Raw genomic sequence first — 18,198 nt, forward strand, 5'->3', positions numbered from 1 at the left:
TTATTTCTATTCCCAAAGGATTAGTAATATTGAAATTTTATTCACCCAAAATTACAAAAGATGGAATTAAATAAAACCAGTGCGATCGCTTGTAACGTAAAATTAGTTTTCATCCGGCATTTGCTAACACCTTGACACCCATGTATTGCGACTACCTTATCCAAATCCTGACTGCCCGTGTATATGATGTTGCCCAGGAAACACCACTGGAGTATGCACCAAATTTGTCTGCGCGGTTGAATAATCAACTCCTGTTGAAACGTGAGGATATGCAGTCAGTATTTTCCTTTAAACTTCGGGGTGCTTATAACAAAATGGTGCAACTACCACCAGATATCTTGGCACAGGGTGTAATTGCAGCGTCTGCGGGCAACCATGCTCAAGGAGTTGCCCTTGCAGCCAATCGCTTGGGAACCAAAGCAATTATCGTCATGCCCATAACTACACCTCAAGTCAAGGTGGACGCAGTGAGAATGAGGGGCGGAGCAGTCGTGTTACATGGAAACACCTACGACGATGCTTATAGCTATGCCCGTGAATTAGAAGTGGAAAAAGGTTTGACCTTTATTCATCCCTTTGACGACCCTCATGTAATTGCTGGACAGGGAACCATTGGGATGGAAATTTTACGACAATATCAGCAACCCATCCATGCAATTTTTGTCGCAATTGGAGGTGGCGGATTGATTTCTGGGATTGGGGCTTATGTAAAACGATTGCGTCCTGAAATCAAGATTATTGGAGTTGAACCAGTAGATGCTGATGCGATGTCTCAATCACTCAAAGCCGGACATCGGGTGCGTTTGTCTCAAGTGGGCTTATTTGCTGATGGCGTGGCGGTGCGAGAAGTAGGTGAAGAAACCTTCCGTTTATGTCAGCAATATGTAGATGAAATCATTTTAGTGGATACTGATGATACTTGTGCTGCGATTAAAGACGTGTTTGAGGATACGCGATCAATTTTAGAGCCAGCCGGTGCATTAGCGATCGCAGCTGCCAAAGCCTACGCAGAACGAGAACAAATTGAGGGACAAACCTTAATTGCCGTAGCCTGTGGTGCAAACATGAATTTTGATCGTCTCCGCTTTGTGGCAGAACGGGCCCAGTTAGGCGAACGTCGGGAAGCAATCTTTGCAGTCACAATTCCTGAAGAACGGGGAAGTATTCGCCAGTTTTGTGAATGTATTGGCAACCGTAATCTTACAGAGTTTAATTATCGCATTGCTGATGAAAAAACAGCCCATATTTTTGTAGGTGTGCAAATTCAAAACCGTGCTGATGCTGCAAAGATGGTAGAAACCTTTGAAGCTCAAGGATTTGAAACTCTTGATTTAACAGACGATGAACTAACTAAATTACATCTGCGGCACATGGTGGGTGGGCACTCTCCCCTAGCTCATAATGAATTACTCTACCGTTTTGAGTTTCCCGAACGTCCCGGCGCATTGATGAAGTTTGTGACTTCCATGAGTCCCGACTGGAATATTAGCCTTTTTCACTACCGTAATAACGGTGCAGACTACGGACGAATAGTAGTTGGTATCCAGGTTCCTCCCCATGAGATGGAAGAGTGGCAAGCTTTTCTCGATAATCTGGGCTATCGCTATTGGGATGAAAACAAGAATCCGGCATACAAGCTGTTTTTGGGATAGCAGGGGATTGGGGAGTGAAGAAGGGAATAGGTTACAGGGTACAGGTTACAGGGTACACCCGGATTTCTCACGATACTGTAGGCAGAGGAGTGTGGGGAGTGTGCGGGGTCAGATTTCTTCCCCATCCTCCCACACCTCCCACACCTCCCACACTCCTTGATTTCTCACTTGTGAGAAATCCAGGTACAGGGTTACAGATTATTCCCTATCACCTGTCACCTGTTACCTGTCACCTAATCCCTATGCCAATTTAACGAGAACTACCCTTCACTATCAGATTGGAGTCCCAAGTATAGAAGCCGATTTCGTTAGGAACCCTAGAGAATCTGCCTGTCCGATAGCCTCTAGATAATTCATTCAACACCTTATTTTTAATCTCTCTAATTTGCTGAGAATCTAGTTCTCCATAAATTCCGGCGATGACTTCAGCAACGCTGAAAACTTTACCTGGATTTTCTTCAAACAGAGAGGTGAGAGCATCAATTAAAAATTGACCCTCAAAGGCTTTGAGCATCGGTACTGCTTTTGGCGGGGGTACAAAAGGCTTCTTATTTTTGCTTCTAGAAGCACCATTGCGTTTACTTGGGGCTACCAAATTTAAATCCAGAGTATAACAACCTGGCTCATCGGGAATAGTTACCCAGTAATTCCTTTCTCTACCTTGGGTGAGGGAAGATTGAACCCTACCTTTAACAACTTTGAATAAATTGGAATCTAACTCTCCATAAAGCGATCGCACAATGAAATCGATATGACAGACTGTGCCTATCTGCTCTTGCAATAGCTGTTTAATGGCTTCCATTCGGGAGATAGCGTGATTGTACTGGGGTAGCATGGGGATTTCTGCCACCCTCGTTGAACTATCGTTGTTCTCTGAGGCTATCTTTGCATCTGGCGATGTAGTTGGAAGTTTTCTTTCTTTTGTATCAACAGCAGCAGAAAAGGAATTATCGATCTCAACCTTATCCGAGTCTGTGGGTTCTGACTGTAGAGACTCCACCAAGTTGATTTCGTCCATGTCATCAAGAGGTGATAAAAACCGCAGAGAGCCTTCTGGGGATACATTTGAGGTTTCATCAGCCGCCGTCAGTCTTGATATCTGCTTGTTGGGATCAGAAAAAGACCAGTTAGACAACAACGCTTCTACATGATCGAGTTGCGATCGCGCCTGCACAAAAAGGCGTTCATACTCTTCCGTGAGGCGAGCATAATAGTCTCGTAATTCTAACAATGGAGAGAGAAAAGTGCCCGGAGGTGGTTCTAATTGTCCATTTTGAGTCATAAGGCTTCAATCAATTTAAATCGATGTCACTTTTGTAAGACATTGGTCTGGGTTTTGCCTTTTGAGATGTTGGCTGAGATTTCTTAGGTGCTTGGGGAGGGCGACATCTCTCACAATATAAAGGTCGAGGCCCGAACGTCTCGCGTTTTGTCAGATCGTTACACTCTTTACAGACAAACTGGAAAACACGAGTATGAATCTGTCTTTTGTGCGCCCTGACAGTGTATTCTCTAACATCAATGAATTTACTTGCCATAATCAGGATTGTGAATTGCCTTCGGATCAACGTCCTATCAATATAGCTATTCAAGCAAATCAAACTGCATCAGTGTGTGTTTATGTAGAAGTTTTATTCAAATCAGTGAATTTGACATTGAACATAAAGTACAGATGAGCAACTTGAGAGTTAGCCATTGACTATCATCTCAGCATATAGTTGATGATGAGCAAAAACTACCACCATTTCTATGATGCTTGATTGTGAATACAATTCCTACTGTCTATAACTAGCTGTTGTTGCCTAACGTGATGCACTTTCGATACAAATGGGTAGTCTTCAACTAAAGCACAATCTCTCTCAATCATGCCATTTTTGTAAATTGAAAAGTACATATCGGAATAATCTTGCCAAGAAAAGGCAAGCATAAACTAGTTTGGCTGGATAAGATTACACTTCGACAATAGTTTCTTAAAGACCTTTTGGAGGTGCTTGAATAGACTGTGAATTAAATCTTACCAGAGTATCCTTCAGTCCCTGATTTTGATTCATCTGGATGCAGAAACGATTTTCATCAACTTCATCAGGGAAATTGAGCATAGGGGAGTGCAAGATTATTCGCTTCTACTTTTATTGATGGAAAAATCAAGTTATTACCAGTGTGTATAATTGCCAATTATATAAAGTAGATCACTTTTAAGCCCTCTTCCCCATAGTAGATGGGTGACGAGTAGCAAAGCAATTTATGTATAAAGAAGAACCACCTCCCTTTAAGAAGGCGGTTCTCATCGCTAATCAAAATATCAGAGAAAGTCCAAGACTCCCGAATATTGAATTGAATTAACCAAGATTGACTTTGACGGCTTTGTGTTTTTCTGATTCCGCTTTCGGCAAAGTTAACTGGAGAATACCATTTTTGTACTCAGCTTGCACTTTGTCATTTTGAATTTGGGAAGGTAACGGGATTATCCTCTGAAATTTCCCATAACGGAATTCAGACCGAGTAATACCGTTTTCTTCACTCTTGGTTTCAGTTTTACGCTCACCGGTAATTGAAATTGATTCGGGAGTTGCTTCTACATTGATATCTTTTGCTTCTAGACCAGGTACTTCTAGTTTCAAGCGAATTGCATCATCAGTTTCTTCTAGTTCAGCAGCAGGACTAAATATAAATCCAGACCTCTCACCACCATTAGTAGTTGGCATCAATCTGTCAAATAAACGATTCATTTGCCTCTGCAAGGTGTCGATTTCTCGGAATGGTTCCCAAGATTCAGTATCCCGAAATGGTTCTAAACGTTCACTATCCCGGAATGGGTTCCAACGCATCAGTGCCATAACTATTACCTCTAAGATGAACTATTTTGTCTTAGGAGGCTCAATTTCAAGCTTCTTAGCTTGCAAACAGCTGATAAAATGGTTATTAAGCAATCTTAAATTGCACAAAGCTCAATCTCAAGCTTCCTAGTTATTAGACTAAATCAACCTTCAAGTTGAGCAGGTTCGGTTTTATAACAATGTGCGATCGCAATAACCGTACCTGCTCAAATGCTCACAAAAAATCAGGAATTTCTACATCCTTCTAGAGACGTAACACTTCCAATACTTTTCGGTTAAGGGGGAAAGGGGAAAGGGAAAGGGTTTGAATTTCCCTTTCCCCTTTAACCTTTCCCCAGACCAAAAGAGAGATTATTGGGTTTATCCGAAAAGTATTGGTAACACTTCTACATCTCTACTCCTGACTTGTAGCAGGCGGTGCAGCAGGTTGCGATTGAGGTTGTTGGCGTAAACGGCGCAACGAGTCCCGCAACTTGTTCTGGTTAGAGCTATCTCTTCGCCGCCGCCGATTTGCGGTTGGTTGTGGCTTTTGTGATGAATTACTACCCGCTCGTTCAGTACGGATACGGCGTAGGGATTCTCTTGCACTTCCTTGAGAAGGAGTTGTCCTAGCTCCAGATGATGAGTTTGTACTAGTACTTTCCCTTCTTTGAGGTTCCAGTCGCCGACTAAATCCAGATATTGCCGGTCTTGTGACCGTAGCTTGATTAGATGAAGGTGTCAACTCTCTGCGCCTACGTTTTGGGGTTTCTTCCGTGGAGTTAGCAGCCGTTGTCTGTTGGGTTCTCTCTTCTGCTTCTCTTTGTCTTTTCCGTTCTTGAACTTGGCGCGATCGCCGTGAACCTTGTATGGCAAATTCAGTGGCTATTGATACCCCTTGTCTACCACCTTCTGCGGGTTTTAATTTCCAGTCACGCGCCTGTCTCACAGTTTCTTCATCCAAATCGCGGTTTCCACTGGAGCGAGCAACCCGAACATTGGTAACATTGCCTTGTGCATCAGTATCAACAGCTACTTCTACTCTACCTTCAACTCCTCGCCGCCTTGCTGCTTCTGGATATTTGGCATTACATTCACGGCAGGCTGCACGACCATTACCATTCCCTGAACTGTTAATTTTTGGAGATGTTGGTGCTGTTGGCGCTGTTGCTACTGGCGGACGATTTTCTGTTTGATTACCAATACCTGAGCCAATACCACTACCATTACCTGAGCCAATACCACTACCATTACCTGAGCCAACACCACTACCAGTGCCAGAGCCAATTCCTGAGCCAACACCAGTGCCAGTACCACTGCCAATGCCACCACCAGAGCCAGTGCCAGTTCCTCCACCAGCGCCAGTACCGCTGCTTGTACCTACAGCAATTCCACTACCTGAGCCTAAACCAACACCAGAGCCGCCACCGCCACCACCGCCACCACTCTGAGGAGCAACAGTTGTCACAGGGACGAATGGTTTGGAAGCAATTTCCCTATTTACTGGCTGTGGGTTTTGAGTTGTTTGTTGTGGTTGTTGTTGAACTGGCTGTGGGTTTTGAATAGTTTGTTGCGGTTGTTGAACTGGTTGAATTGTCGATCTTTCAATCAATTCTTGTACTGGTTTTTGTATTTGTGGAGTTTCTATAGATTGTTTTTGAACAACTTCAGGTTCTTTTTTGGGTTCTTCTGGAATTTTTTCAAGCGGTTTTTCTGCTTCCACAGCCGGAGAATCCACGATCGCTACCTCTATCGCTTCATCTTCTCCTGTAGGCACTCTCGTCAAATAATTACTTATGCCTGATGACAGTACGCCGATATGCAGCGCCAGTGAACCTATCAGACTGTAAGTCAGAAAAGACTTGAGAGCCTCAACTTCTTTGGAACGTTGCTCGACAGTAATGCCAGAAAAACTCATAGCTATTGCTACCTATTCTCACTAATTTAGCCATCTTAGAATGCAAGGTTACAAATATCAAGTCAAAAATTAAAATTAATTGCGATCGCCTTACGGAACCCTTCACTAGCAAAAACATCTTTTAAAACCACCAATATCATGGTATTTGAACAAAATTAATTTTTGTTTCAATCCAATTAATTTTTTTTATGCAAAGCAAACGAACAATTAAATAAAAATCATGATGGCTACATTTGAAAAAGTTATCATTATATTTTATATTTTATTGAGAAAAAGTTTCAGCTTTGAACTAGATTCTGGTAGTCTGATTTTGTATTGTGGATGATGTTATAGAGGCACTACATGGGAATTCAGAATTTGTTTGCAGCAGGCGGTGTGGTCATGTGGCCCCTGTTGGCGTTTTCGGTATTGGGTGTGGCACTGATCATCGAGCGGATCAGGTTTTGGGTACGGATTAATCAGCGTCAAAACCGTGTGGTGCGAGAGGTTTTGAATCTCTACCGTCTTGATAATGTTGTCGGCGCAATGGATAAACTTCAGAAAAACGCAGATTTACCATTGGCACGGATTTTTCTTGCGGCTTTAGAATTGGAAGAGCCAAATCCAGAGGAATTTCGTTTGGCATTAGAAAGCGAAGCTCAGGCTGAGATACCTGTACTCAAACGTTTCCAAAACATTTTTGAGACAATTATTGGGCTAGCACCATTATTAGGTCTTCTCGGTACTGTGTTAGGATTGATTGCCTCCTTTGCCTCCCTAAACCTTGGTGATGTGGGAGGTACTAAAACAACTGGCGTTACATCTGGGATTAGTGAAGCTTTGGTATCAACCGCATCAGGATTGATCGTTGCTATTTTTACACTCTTGTTTGCTAATACCTTCCGGGGATTGTACCAAAGGCAAATTGCACTAATTCAGGAGTATGGAGGACAGTTAGAATTACTCTACCGCCGTCGTTATGAAAGAGGAGAAAAAACGTATGCGTCTACCAGATGAGCCAGAACTTCCATTACAGATCAACATCGTGCCGATGATTGATGTGATTTTTGCAATTTTGACATTTTTTATCATGTCAACTCTGTTTTTAACCCGCTCAGAAGGTTTACCAGTAAATTTACCGAAGGCTAGCACAGCAAAACAACAGCAAGTTCCAACTAGAATTACGATTACGGTAGATGACAAAGAACAGGTAAGTCTGAACCGGAAACCAATTGCAGTTGATGATGTGACAGAACAAGTACGTGCTTTAGTTGGTTCTAACCCAGACGTGTTGGTGATTATTAATGCTGATGAGAAAGTTGATTATGGTCGAGTAGTAGCGGTGATGGATCGGGTTCGTAAAGTTGAAGGGGCAAAGTTAGCGATCGCTACGCAAAAGTAAAAAGTAGAAATATTGTACATCAGAAGTTCAGAGAGTCAGGAAAATTCGATATTCTGACTCCTAACTCCTTTTTCTCTAAAAACTAATATCAGCTACCGTTACGCATCTGCAATTCTTGATATATAAATTTAAGTAATAATTCTTGGTGAGAATGGATGAAAAAGTGGTCTCCGTTGAACTCATGTAATGAGAAAGCAGCGATAGTCTGTTCTCGCCATGCTTGCAAAGCTTCATGACCAACATCTTGGTCTTGCAAACCACCAAAAGCAGTAATAGGACACTCCAGTGGCTGCTTTGGAGTGTAAATATAAGTTTCTAGAACTGCAAAATCTGCCCGCAAAATCGGGAGAAATATCTGCATTAGTTCCTCGCTTTCTAACACTGCTTTGGGTGTACCGTTAAGGCTGCGTAGCTCGTCCTGCAAATCATGGTCTGAGAGGATATGCAGGGGTGGTTTGATGGGTGGCAATTGCGGAGCGCGACGAGCAGAGATGAAGAGGTGAAAGGGAGTAAGATTATACTGAGAGCGAAGTAGACGGGTTAACTCGAAGCTAACTAATCCGCCCATACTATGACCGAAGAAAGCGAATGGTTTGTCTAAGTATGGTAACAGAACTGGAGCGATCGCTTCAGCAAGAGGTTCTAATCGCGTCAAGGGTGCTGACTTAATCTGTCTTCCCCGTCCCGGATATTCCACAGCACAGACTTCGACATTACTCGGTAGATTATTAGGCCATGTGCGAAAAATTGCCGCGCTACCACCAGCGTAGGGGAAGCAGAATAAACGCAAGTTTGCTTGTGGATTTGTTTGGGGACAGATAACCCAGGAATTGAAGCTTGGTGTAGTTGTCATAATATAACTTAGAGTTGATAATACAACTTTGCTTTAATTTTTAAGTATATTAACTGATAATCTTATGACAGGAATAGAATCTTTCGCCGCACAAGCCGTTAGCGGTTTAGCAGTTCCGATTTTCCAAATCCTTTGGGGAGGTGGCGGTAAGGTTCTAGGAATATTTGGTCAAACCCTGGACGAAAAAACTAGGGAGATAATTTTTGCTGCATCAAAACAATATGTGCAGAAATACGAAGAACGGCATGGCATTCTCAAAGTATTGGGAATGCGTGAACCTGTGAAGTTGGAATCGGTCTATACAGCAGTACAGTTTTTAGATGATGATGCTATCCGTAGTTTTGAATCTATTGAGAATTTAGAAAAAGTCTATCGCCAAGCCACAAGTCGAGGATTTCAATCTCACGATGGTAAAAAACAAGCAGGAATTAAAGTTGCTAATAATAAACAATATCTGATGGTGCTGGGTGGGCCTGGTGCAGGAAAGTCTACATTTGTGCGGAAGATGGGACTAGAAACGCTCAAAGGTAAAAAAGGAGGGTTTAAACACGCCTGCATTCCAGTTTTTATCGAATTGAAAAGGTTTGCATCTGGCAATATCGATATTAAAGCATTTATTACTGAAGAGTTTCGGATTTGTGGCTTTCCATCACCAGATAAATTTACAGTTAAAGCTTTAGAAGAAGGTAAATTACTAATTTTGCTGGATGGGTTAGATGAAGTACCAACAAAAAATTTGACTGAAGCAATTAGCGAAATTCAGAACTTTGTTGATAAGTACGATAAAAATCGTTTCATTGCCTCCTGTCGCACGGCGGCTTATCACAGCAGTTTTCGCCGCTTTAGCGATGTGGGAATGGCAGATTTTGACGACGATCAAATTCAGCAATTTATTGATAACTGGTTTCATTGTGAAGCAGACAAACAGGCGAAGACAGGCGAGAAATGCTGGGAGTTACTGCAAAAACCAGAACATGAAGCTGCAAAAGAGTTGGCGCACACACCTTTATTGCTGACATTTCTGTGTTTAGTTTATGACCGTTCTCAAAGTTTTCCAGATAATCGGAGTGTTCTTTACCGAAAGGCACTGCGGATATTGCTAGAAGAGTGGGCATCAGAAAAGCGAATTCTCAGAGATGAGATTTATCAAGGACTGCATACAGAATTAGAAGAGTTATTACTATCAGAGATTGCTTATACAGGTTTTGAATCTGACAGGCTATTCTTTTCTCAGCGTGATATTGTTCAGCAAATTAAAACATTTTTAGCAAGTAATTTGAATGCACCTCAGCATTTAGATGGGGAATCAGTACTGAATGCGATCGCTGTTCAACAAGGAATTTTAGTAGAACGCGCTGAGGATGTCTTTTCTTTCTCTCATCTGACGTTACAGGAATATTTAACAGCACAATATATTGATGACCATCGCCAAGTTGAGAAGTTAGTTACTGAACACGTGACAGATCAACGTTGGAAAGAGGTGTTTTTGTTAGTAGCTGGGTTAATGCGCGGTGGTGCAGATGATTTGCTGCTGCTGATGGAAAAGGAAGCGCAAAAATATATTAATACCCCGAAGTTACAAGCTTTATTAAATTGGGCAGAACAGGTAACAGTTGGATCGCCAGGAGATTTTAAACCTGTGGGTAAACGTGCAGCTGCGATCGCCATCGCCATCGCCAACGCCAACGCCAAAGCCATCGCCAACGCCAACGTCATCGCCAACGCCTACGCCATCGGCATCGCCAACGCCTACACCAACGCCATCGCCTACGCCTACGCCAACGCCATCGCCATCGCCAACGCCAACGCCATTGCCATCGCCTACGCCAACGCCTATGCCTACGCCTACGCCATCGCCAACGCCATCGCCAACGCCATCGCCAACGCCATCGGCGATGCCATCAAATATACTGATGATCTAAAAAAATTAGACATCTTCAATAACCTCAACTCTACTGGGCTGATCGCCCAACTGAAAGCACTTAAAGCTACAATTCCTGATGAGCAACAGCCAGAGAAAGTACGTCAAGCATTTGCTAACCGCCTCCAAGAAACCTTACTCAATGCTTTCAATCTCACTCTAGAAATAATCGATTTATCTAAGGAAGAAACGAAAGCACTGCGCGATTATCTCTACGCCAATTACCTCATCATCCAATGCAAACAAGCAGCAGTGCGGGTGTCACCCCAAACCTGGGAAGCGATTGAGGCGCGGATGTTGCTGGTTACAGGTGGTTAAGCAACAATAGGAAAATGAAAACATAGCCAGATAAACGCTCTATAAGTTTATTGCAATAGGCTAAGGATATAAAAACTCGAACCTTTACAGCAATCTTGCGCTGGGAAGAGGATGTTTATTTATGTAGCTGAACGTCCAGAGGTGGGAACCGCCAGCCAAGGAGAGATGATAGAAGAAGCTATTGTTAATTTATGGGAAGCTACGGAACTTTATTTAGAAGAGTTCTCACTTTTTGAGACAGCACTTCATCGTTTACTTTTTTAATGCAAGCCGATACATTAACAATGTAAGCTGACGCATTAACAATGCAAGCCGATACATTAACAATGCAAGCTGATGTATTAACAACACAAGCTGACGCATTGGCATTGTAGGGTATTGCCAAATTTAATTTGCTACGAATTAATGAAATGCTGTACTAACTTCTGTCGTTAGGAATGCAAAAGCTGTGGTTTTTTCTCTTCACCCACATATATATCATGTTCTCTGTGAATGAACACTTCAGACAATGCCTGATAAGCTTCAGTCCAAGCCGCCATTACTTCTTCTGTAGCAGCTTCTCCCAAAACATCTTTCATGGCTTGCAGTAAACTTTCTCCGACAATAGGATATTGCTCTGGTGTAACATGAGTCTGCACATGACGATGGGCAATTTTTTCCACCATCGACTTTAAAGCAGGTAAATTATCAATTTGATTAGCATAGCTATAAACTGCTGTTGCTAATCTCGCAGGCTGAGAACCATCTGCTTGAGCCGCCATACTAAATTGTTCTCTAACCTCTGGATGGTTTTGAAACATAATTTCATACATCCGAGTTGTGATTTGCTGACCGTTCTTTTGCAAAACAGGTGCTGTAGATTTGACGATATCTATTGTTTGTTGGCTAACCATAGTTTTTGGAACCACTTAGAATCTTGATTGACTTCACTTTAGTGATTATTCCTATTGGTTACTATGAGCTAGCTCAGTTAACGAGTAATATCATTTCAAAAACTGCATCAAAGATGAAAATGTAAGAATGCAGTTATGTACATCCATAATTTATCAAACAAAATTTGATATGCATACCATTGAGGAAAAGTCAACTAAAAAAACCTGGGCAGGTGCGATCGCTAAACCAGCTACAGAATTTCCCTCTACCCAACTGCCAATTATCTCTGGCAAAATTCCAGATGGCTTGCGTGGCAGACTTTACCGCAATGGCCCCGCACGCCTAGAACGCGGTGGCATTCGTATGGGACACTGGTTTGATGGAGATGGGGCAATTCTGGCTGTAAATTTTACCGATGCAGTTGCAACCGGGGTTTATCGCTACGTGCAAACCTCTGGCTATCAAGAAGAAACCGCAGCAGGTAAACTACTCTACGGTAATTATGGCATGACTGCACCGGGGCCAATTTGGAATCAATGGCAAAAGCCCCTCAAAAATGCTGCCAACACTTCGGTGCTAGCACTTCCAGATAAACTTTTGGCACTGTGGGAAGGTGGTAAACCCCACGCACTTGATTTACAAACTTTAGAAACTTGGGGCGAAGATGATTTAGGGGGGTTAAGTAAAGGATTAAACTATTCCGCACATTATAAGCGTGACGAGCAAACAGGTGAGATTTTTAACTTTGGCATCAGCCCTGGACAAAAGGCGACGCTGAATATTTACAAAAGCGATTCGACTGGACGGATTATCCAACAAGCCGCATACCAATTAGACGGTATACCAGTGATGCATGATTTTGTTTTAGCAGGACAGTATCTTGTATTTTTTCTTCCGCCAGTGCGATTGAATATTTTACCCGTGCTAATAGGAATAAACAACTATAGTGATTCGCTAGAGTGGCAACCTAAATTAGGAACTCAGATTTTAGTTTTTGACAGAGAAACCCTATCTGTGGTGAGTCGTGGAGAAACCGAACCTTGGTTTCAATGGCATTTTGCTAATGGTTATGTAGATGCTAGCGGTTCAGTGATTATAGATATTGCCCGTTATGAAGATTTTCAAACTAACCAATATCTTAAGGAAGTAGCTACAGGTGAGACTCACACTTCAGCTAAAACTACACTAACGCGAGTTCATTTGCATCCCCAAACTGGCAAAGTTACGTCAATTCAGCAACTATTAAACAGACATTGTGAATTCCCGAATGTACCACAGCAAAACGTGGGGCAAGCTTCTCGATACACATATATGTCAACATTCCGTTCAGAAACAGATATTAGCCAAGAAGTACTAAATGCGATCGCCTGCTTCGACAACAAAACCGAAACCCTCACCGAAGCAGACTTTGGAGAAACCCGTTATCCTTCAGAACCCATCCATGCCCAAGACACCCAAAACCCTGAGCAAAGTTGGGTGCTAACCGTTGTCTACGATGGTAATTCTCATAGTAGCGAAGTTTGGGTATTTGATAGCGATCGCCTGGATGCCGAACCCGTTTGCAAACTAGGATTACCCAGTGTCATCCCTCACAGCTTCCACGGCACCTGGAACCCAGCCTAATAACCCCTCTGCGTTACCTCTGCGTTTCCCTTAGCGTTCCTCTGTGTTAAAAAACAACGCTACAGTAAAAACGAATAGCATTGATCAGACTTAATCGCATCTGGTCAATGCAAAATCAAAAATACCAAAAAATCTTGCCCTATGCAATTACAAGAAAAACGCGACTATTCTCCTATAGAATACCTAGAGCTAGAAGTCATTTCCGAATATCGTCATGAATATATAGATGGTCAAATTATACCCATGACAGGTGGAACACCAAATCACAACCAAATAGCTGGTAATTTTTATGCAGCCCTCAATTTTGCTTTAAAGCGACAACCTTATCGAGTATTCGTCGCCGATCAACGTCTATGGATTCCCAAAAAGCGAATTCATACATATCCTGATGTCATGGTTGTTGCAGGTTCACTAGAGTTTTCTGAGGGACGTAAAGATACAATTACTAATCCCTTAGTGATTTGTGAAGTGTTATCCAAATCTACCAGAAGCTATGACCTAGATGAAAAATTTGCGGCTTATCGTACCATTCCCAGTTTTCAGGAATATGTTCTGATCGATCAATACAAAAATCATGTAGAACAGTATTCTAAAACTGACGAAAATAAATGGATTTTCTCAGAGTATGAAGAAGAGAATACTATCTTAACACTATCCTCTATTCAATTTCAAATCCCTCTATCAGATATTTATGATAAAGTTGACTTTGAGGCTAAAGAATAACCTCACTCTAACTGGTTAACTAAGCAACATGACCACTTCTAAACGCCACTACCACATCACTACCTTCGGTTGTCAGATGAATAAAGCTGACTCAGAGCGCATGGCTGGCGTTTTGGAAGACATGGGCTTTGAATGGTCAGAAGATCCGAATAATGCAGATGTAATTCTCTACAATACCTGCACAATTCGGGATAATGCCGAGCAAAAGGTATATTCTTACCTTGGCAGACAAGCGAAGCGCAAACATGAAAAACCTGATTTAACCCTCATAGTTGCTGGTTGTGTTGCCCAACAAGAAGGTGAAGCGCTATTGCGGCGAGTTCCAGAATTAGACTTGGTAATGGGGCCACAACACGCCAACCGCCTTAAAGATTTGCTGGAGTCGGTGTTTGACGGCAACCAAGTTGTGGCAACCGAGTCTGTTCATATTATTGAAGATATCACCCAGCCGCGACGGGATAGTAAAGTCACAGCTTGGGTAAATGTAATTTACGGCTGTAACGAACGCTGCACCTATTGCGTAGTTCCCAATGTGCGTGGTATTGAACAATCGCGCACACCTTCAGCAATCCTGGCTGAAATGGAAGAATTAGGACGGCAAGGTTACAAAGAAATTACTTTACTTGGTCAAAATATTGACGCTTACGGTAGAGATTTACCAGGAACAACACCAGAAGGTCGGCATCTGCACAACTTCACAGATTTACTTTATTCCGTGCATGATGTACCAGGGATTGAAAGGCTAAGATTTGCTACTAGCCATCCCCGTTATTTTACAGAGAGATTAATTAAAGCTTGCGCTGAGTTACCCAAAGTCTGCAAACACTTCCACATTCCCTTTCAATCTGGGGATAATGAACTTTTGAAGGCGATGGCGCGGGGTTATACCCATGAAAAATATCGCCGCATTATCGATACCATTCGGCGGTATATGCCAGATGCTTCCATTAGCGCTGATGCGATTGTTGGTTTTCCTGGGGAGACAGAAGCACAGTTTGAAAATACCTTGAAACTGGTGGAAGATATTGGCTTTGATATGTTGAACACAGCAGCATATTCGCCGCGTCCAGGGACACCAGCCGCTTTGTGGGACAATCAACTAAGTGAAGAAGTTAAAAGCGATCGCCTCCAAAGGCTCAATCATCTAGGAAACTTGAAAGTAGCCGAGCGATCGCAACGTTACTTTGGACGTATCGAAGAAGTTTTAGTAGAAGACCAAAATCCTAAAGATCAAACCCAGGTGATGGGACGCACAGATGGTAATCGTCTGACATTCTTCGGTGGGGACATCAAAGAATTGAAAGGGCAGTTAGTGAAGGTAAAAATTACCGAAGTTCGCCCTTTTAGCCTGACAGGTGAACCAGTTGAAGTGAGACAAGCCATACCAGTATAAACAACAGGGGCAAAGGCAAAAGGTTAAGGGGAAAAGGAACCTCATATTTCAATACAGTTCAGTTAAGCATTTCTTCCTTCTCTTTGCGCTCTTTGCGTCCTTGGCGGTTCGTTAAAAAATTGACTTTGATAAAGAGTTTTAGCCTTAACTGAACCGTATTGCCTTTTATTTAACCTTTTTTCTTTCTCAAAGCTACTTCACCTTAGTGCGGAAACGGACAAAACCGTAAAAATCTTTGACGAGATTGGGTAAATCTGGACTCCGTGTAATATTCACCACCACCGCCCCATTGATGTTAGCACCGCAGTATGATGGAACTGTCTCGTTAGCAGTATAAAAACGTCCGCGATCGCCATCTTGGGCATTAGTTAGATAAGCCGTAGGAGTGCTAGAACCAAGCGCAAGAGCAATACCTTGATCTGCTCCTGATAAACCACCATCATTAGGAGTCAGACCATTAAAGGCAGTGGGAATAAAAGTAGTATTGATAGGAACTAAATCACAAATTTGAACACTAGTTGCATTACCTAGACCATTGGAAAGTAAGTAGATAGTGTACTCTAACTCATCTCCTGGTTTGACTATCCCAGCGTTAATCAATCCGCGCAAGTAATTAGTGGGCCATGTGTTACTACTATCATCATCAGTGTCACGTGGAGATGCTACGTAGTTAGCAGCGCTAGGAGAAACGTCGCTGCGACCATCTACAATGTTAGTTAAATTCTGGCTGTTAATCCGCGTGATGCGTTTCACTAAAATTAACTGAGGTTTGCTAGCTGATAACGCAGTTAATGGCATAGTTACCGTAGCAGGTGTGGGATCTTCCTTACCTGCTTTGTCTACTGCGGCTACAGTAAAAGTGATGGTTGTAGCGCCATCTATATTCGGATCTACTTTTAGCTTCGTCGGATCGTAACTAGTAATCACTTGATTAGCTGTCACAGCTACACCGTTGTAGTACAGCGTCCCATTACTTGGCAGACTAACAATCTTGAAACTGTTGCCAGAACTAAGGTTGCCATCTTCCGGGTCAGTGCCAGATAGTGTTGGAACTTGTACAGTATTGGTTCCCCCTGGATTTGTTGTTGTAGATCCATTGACATTATTAGTATCGGGCAACTGCTCAATTCCAAAGTCCTTACTAGAGATGTTTGTAGCAGTATTAAAAGTAGCTGTCGTGAGTGGGCTAGTGTTGACCCAGTTAGATGGCAGGGATGGCGCAGGGGCAGTATTACCTACAGTGCCAGCAGTTGTACTTAAAATAATTTTAACGTTGCTTTGATTGAAGGGAACATCGAGAAAAGTATAAGTACCATCTGCGGCGACAGGTGTTGTTTTTAAGACCTTATTATTAGAATCTACGAGAATAGCATTTAATAATCCACCAGCATTAGTGCCAGTTTCCGAACCAGTATTGATATTAGTAAAAGTATTGTTAGCGCTATTATCGGCATCATTCCAAACCTTGCCGCTAACGAAATCATCATCAAAGATTGTGTAGCTGGAAGCGATCGTTGGGGAACCACCACAAGTCGTTGTTGAACTGGTGAAAAAACTAGTTGAAGGTTGTATGGTAAATACAATTGTCCTCACACCTTGAGGAACATTATTGTTAATAACAGTAAAAGGAATGGTAAAGACACTAGTAGCATCACTGCCGTCGTAGTTGCCCGCAGGAATACTGATATTAAAGGTGGATGCGTTTGATATTGTGTTGTAGTCTGTACCCAAGACGGCTGTACCAGAGACTGAAATTAAAACACTTATCCCCCCACTTGGCACTAAACCAACAATCCTAAGTTTCGGTGGGTTAGTTGTAGGGGTAGTTTCTGATTCTGCTGCACCACCTGAACTCGCCGTGAATTCAAGCACTGGTAAACCGGCAAATTGCACCTCATCAAGGAAGTTACCTACAGTATTGTTTCCGCCTGCTGTGGAAACGGCCGCAAATCCTACAGGTTGATTCCCACTAGCACCAGTGTAAGGAACAGTGCCAGTGTATCTTACCCAGCCATTTCCGGCATTATTATTACTTACAGTAGGAATAGTTGCACCATTCTGCGCTACTGGTTGTGCTGTAACAGTTCCATTACTAGTTGTTGAAAATTTGCCAAAAATAGTTGATGTTGGATTGGTATTTAGTCCAATTAAAAAATTGGTAACATCAGCCACAGATGAACTTGAACGCCCACGATGTAAAAGAGAGAATGTAATCGTCTCATTTTGAATTAAGCATATATTCTGATACAACTCAGAAGCTTGTTCAGCATTTAACTCTGCAAATTGATTCCCTGCATTGGTTGCTGTGAAGGTATTACCAGATCCACCATTAAATCCTGAAGTCCAAATTTCAATCAGTGGTACTGACCCTGGAGATGTATAACCAGTACAGTTACCTGTTCCATTTTTTACTGATCCATGAGTTGTACTCCAACCAGGAATAAGGCTTTGATCCACTTGAACGTAACATTGTTGACCAGCAGAACCAAAACCAGGTGACTCAAAACCAGGATTTAAGAACGATCGCTGGATATATTGAGCTTGCGCTACTGTGGGTTGAAGTACTAATGTTGCACCGAGAAGTCCCCAGCTCAAAATATTAAAATTTTGCCATAAATTCTTCATTAGTAAATCACCATAAAATAACCTTTAAAAAATGCTGATTACCTGAACCATAATCATCAATTAAGACTGATTCTCCTCAAACAAATCTTCAGTCTCTAGCTT

15 protein-coding genes are annotated in these 18,198 nt (G+C 42.3%); 8 read left to right on the forward strand and 7 right to left on the reverse strand.

Annotation, left to right across the window (positions count from 1 at the left end; all coding sequences use genetic code 11):
• Nucleotides 1–140 precede the first annotated feature (140 nt).
• The gene (gene ilvA / locus ACFFRD_RS14965) at nucleotides 141–1,652 is read left to right on the forward strand and encodes a threonine ammonia-lyase, biosynthetic (RefSeq protein WP_190961342.1); all 1,512 of its coding nucleotides are present in this window, start codon (nucleotides 141–143) and stop codon (nucleotides 1,650–1,652) included.
• 250 nt (nucleotides 1,653–1,902) lie between these two features.
• Here the strand turns inward: ilvA and ACFFRD_RS14970 are convergent, their stop codons facing one another.
• From ACFFRD_RS14970 to ACFFRD_RS14985, 4 genes are all read right to left on the reverse strand, one after another.
• Entirely contained in the window at nucleotides 1,903–2,934 is a 1,032-nt protein-coding gene (locus ACFFRD_RS14970; protein ID WP_392482154.1) for a hypothetical protein, read from the reverse strand.
• 10 nt (nucleotides 2,935–2,944) lie between these two features.
• Entirely contained in the window at nucleotides 2,945–3,190 is a 246-nt protein-coding gene (locus tag ACFFRD_RS14975; protein WP_114083336.1) for a hypothetical protein, read from the reverse strand.
• Nucleotides 3,191–3,991: 801 nt separating this feature from the next.
• Nucleotides 3,992–4,489, reverse strand: coding sequence for an Hsp20/alpha crystallin family protein (locus ACFFRD_RS14980; RefSeq protein ID WP_190961341.1), 498 nt, complete (start codon nucleotides 4,487–4,489; stop codon nucleotides 3,992–3,994).
• A gap of 394 nt (nucleotides 4,490–4,883) precedes the next feature.
• Entirely contained in the window at nucleotides 4,884–6,386 is a 1,503-nt protein-coding gene (locus ACFFRD_RS14985; protein WP_392482155.1) for a TonB family protein, read from the reverse strand.
• 342 nt (nucleotides 6,387–6,728) lie between these two features.
• Between ACFFRD_RS14985 and ACFFRD_RS14990 the strand changes: the two genes are divergently transcribed.
• Together ACFFRD_RS14990 and ACFFRD_RS14995 are read left to right on the forward strand one after the other, a co-directional pair.
• Nucleotides 6,729–7,382, forward strand: a complete 654-nt coding sequence (locus ACFFRD_RS14990) for a MotA/TolQ/ExbB proton channel family protein (RefSeq protein WP_114083339.1) — start codon at nucleotides 6,729–6,731, stop codon at nucleotides 7,380–7,382.
• Entirely contained in the window at nucleotides 7,366–7,767 is a 402-nt protein-coding gene (locus ACFFRD_RS14995; RefSeq protein ID WP_163935129.1) for a biopolymer transporter ExbD, read from the forward strand. The genes ACFFRD_RS14990 and ACFFRD_RS14995 overlap by 17 nt, the downstream gene beginning before the upstream one ends.
• Before the next feature lie 88 nt (nucleotides 7,768–7,855).
• Here ACFFRD_RS14995 and ACFFRD_RS15000 read toward each other — a convergent pair whose 3' ends face one another.
• Nucleotides 7,856–8,620, reverse strand: a complete 765-nt coding sequence (locus ACFFRD_RS15000; RefSeq protein WP_392482156.1) for a thioesterase II family protein — start codon at nucleotides 8,618–8,620, stop codon at nucleotides 7,856–7,858.
• Between the two features lie 64 nt (nucleotides 8,621–8,684).
• Here ACFFRD_RS15000 and ACFFRD_RS15005 point away from each other — a divergent pair, with 64 nt between their 5' ends.
• Both ACFFRD_RS15005 and ACFFRD_RS15010 read left to right on the forward strand, forming a co-directional pair.
• Complete coding sequence (locus tag ACFFRD_RS15005; protein WP_392482157.1) at nucleotides 8,685–10,859, forward strand: NACHT domain-containing protein; 2,175 nt, start codon at nucleotides 8,685–8,687, stop codon at nucleotides 10,857–10,859.
• A gap of 111 nt (nucleotides 10,860–10,970) precedes the next feature.
• Nucleotides 10,971–11,123: a type II toxin-antitoxin system HicB family antitoxin gene (locus tag ACFFRD_RS15010; RefSeq protein ID WP_392482158.1), complete on the forward strand. Its 153-nt coding sequence runs from the start codon at nucleotides 10,971–10,973 to the stop codon at nucleotides 11,121–11,123.
• 167 nt (nucleotides 11,124–11,290) lie between these two features.
• On the opposite strand, the gene ACFFRD_RS15015 is transcribed toward ACFFRD_RS15010, so the two are convergent.
• Entirely contained in the window at nucleotides 11,291–11,752 is a 462-nt protein-coding gene (locus ACFFRD_RS15015; RefSeq protein WP_392482159.1) for a globin domain-containing protein, read from the reverse strand.
• 169 nt (nucleotides 11,753–11,921) lie between these two features.
• Between ACFFRD_RS15015 and ACFFRD_RS15020 the strand changes: the two genes are divergently transcribed.
• The 3 genes from ACFFRD_RS15020 (at nucleotide 11,922) to miaB (ending at nucleotide 15,471) form a co-directional block, all read left to right on the forward strand.
• Nucleotides 11,922–13,355 carry a carotenoid oxygenase family protein gene (locus ACFFRD_RS15020; protein ID WP_392482160.1) on the forward strand — a complete coding sequence of 478 codons (1,434 nt, stop codon included), beginning with the start codon at nucleotides 11,922–11,924 and terminating at the stop codon, nucleotides 13,353–13,355.
• A gap of 141 nt (nucleotides 13,356–13,496) precedes the next feature.
• Entirely contained in the window at nucleotides 13,497–14,078 is a 582-nt protein-coding gene (locus ACFFRD_RS15025; RefSeq protein WP_392482161.1) for a Uma2 family endonuclease, read from the forward strand.
• A gap of 28 nt (nucleotides 14,079–14,106) precedes the next feature.
• A complete protein-coding gene (gene miaB / locus ACFFRD_RS15030) occupies nucleotides 14,107–15,471 on the forward strand; it encodes a tRNA (N6-isopentenyl adenosine(37)-C2)-methylthiotransferase MiaB (protein WP_392482163.1) in 1,365 nt (454 codons plus the stop codon).
• A gap of 192 nt (nucleotides 15,472–15,663) precedes the next feature.
• Here miaB and ACFFRD_RS15035 read toward each other — a convergent pair whose 3' ends face one another.
• Nucleotides 15,664–18,096 carry a hypothetical protein gene (locus ACFFRD_RS15035; protein ID WP_392482164.1) on the reverse strand — a complete coding sequence of 811 codons (2,433 nt, stop codon included), beginning with the start codon at nucleotides 18,094–18,096 and terminating at the stop codon, nucleotides 15,664–15,666.
• Between the last annotated feature and the right edge of the window lie 102 nt (nucleotides 18,097–18,198).

The sequence above is a fragment of the Nostoc sp. C110 genome (genome assembly GCF_043099725.1).
In the GTDB taxonomy this organism is placed as follows: domain Bacteria; phylum Cyanobacteriota; class Cyanobacteriia; order Cyanobacteriales; family Nostocaceae; genus Nostoc; species Nostoc muscorum_A.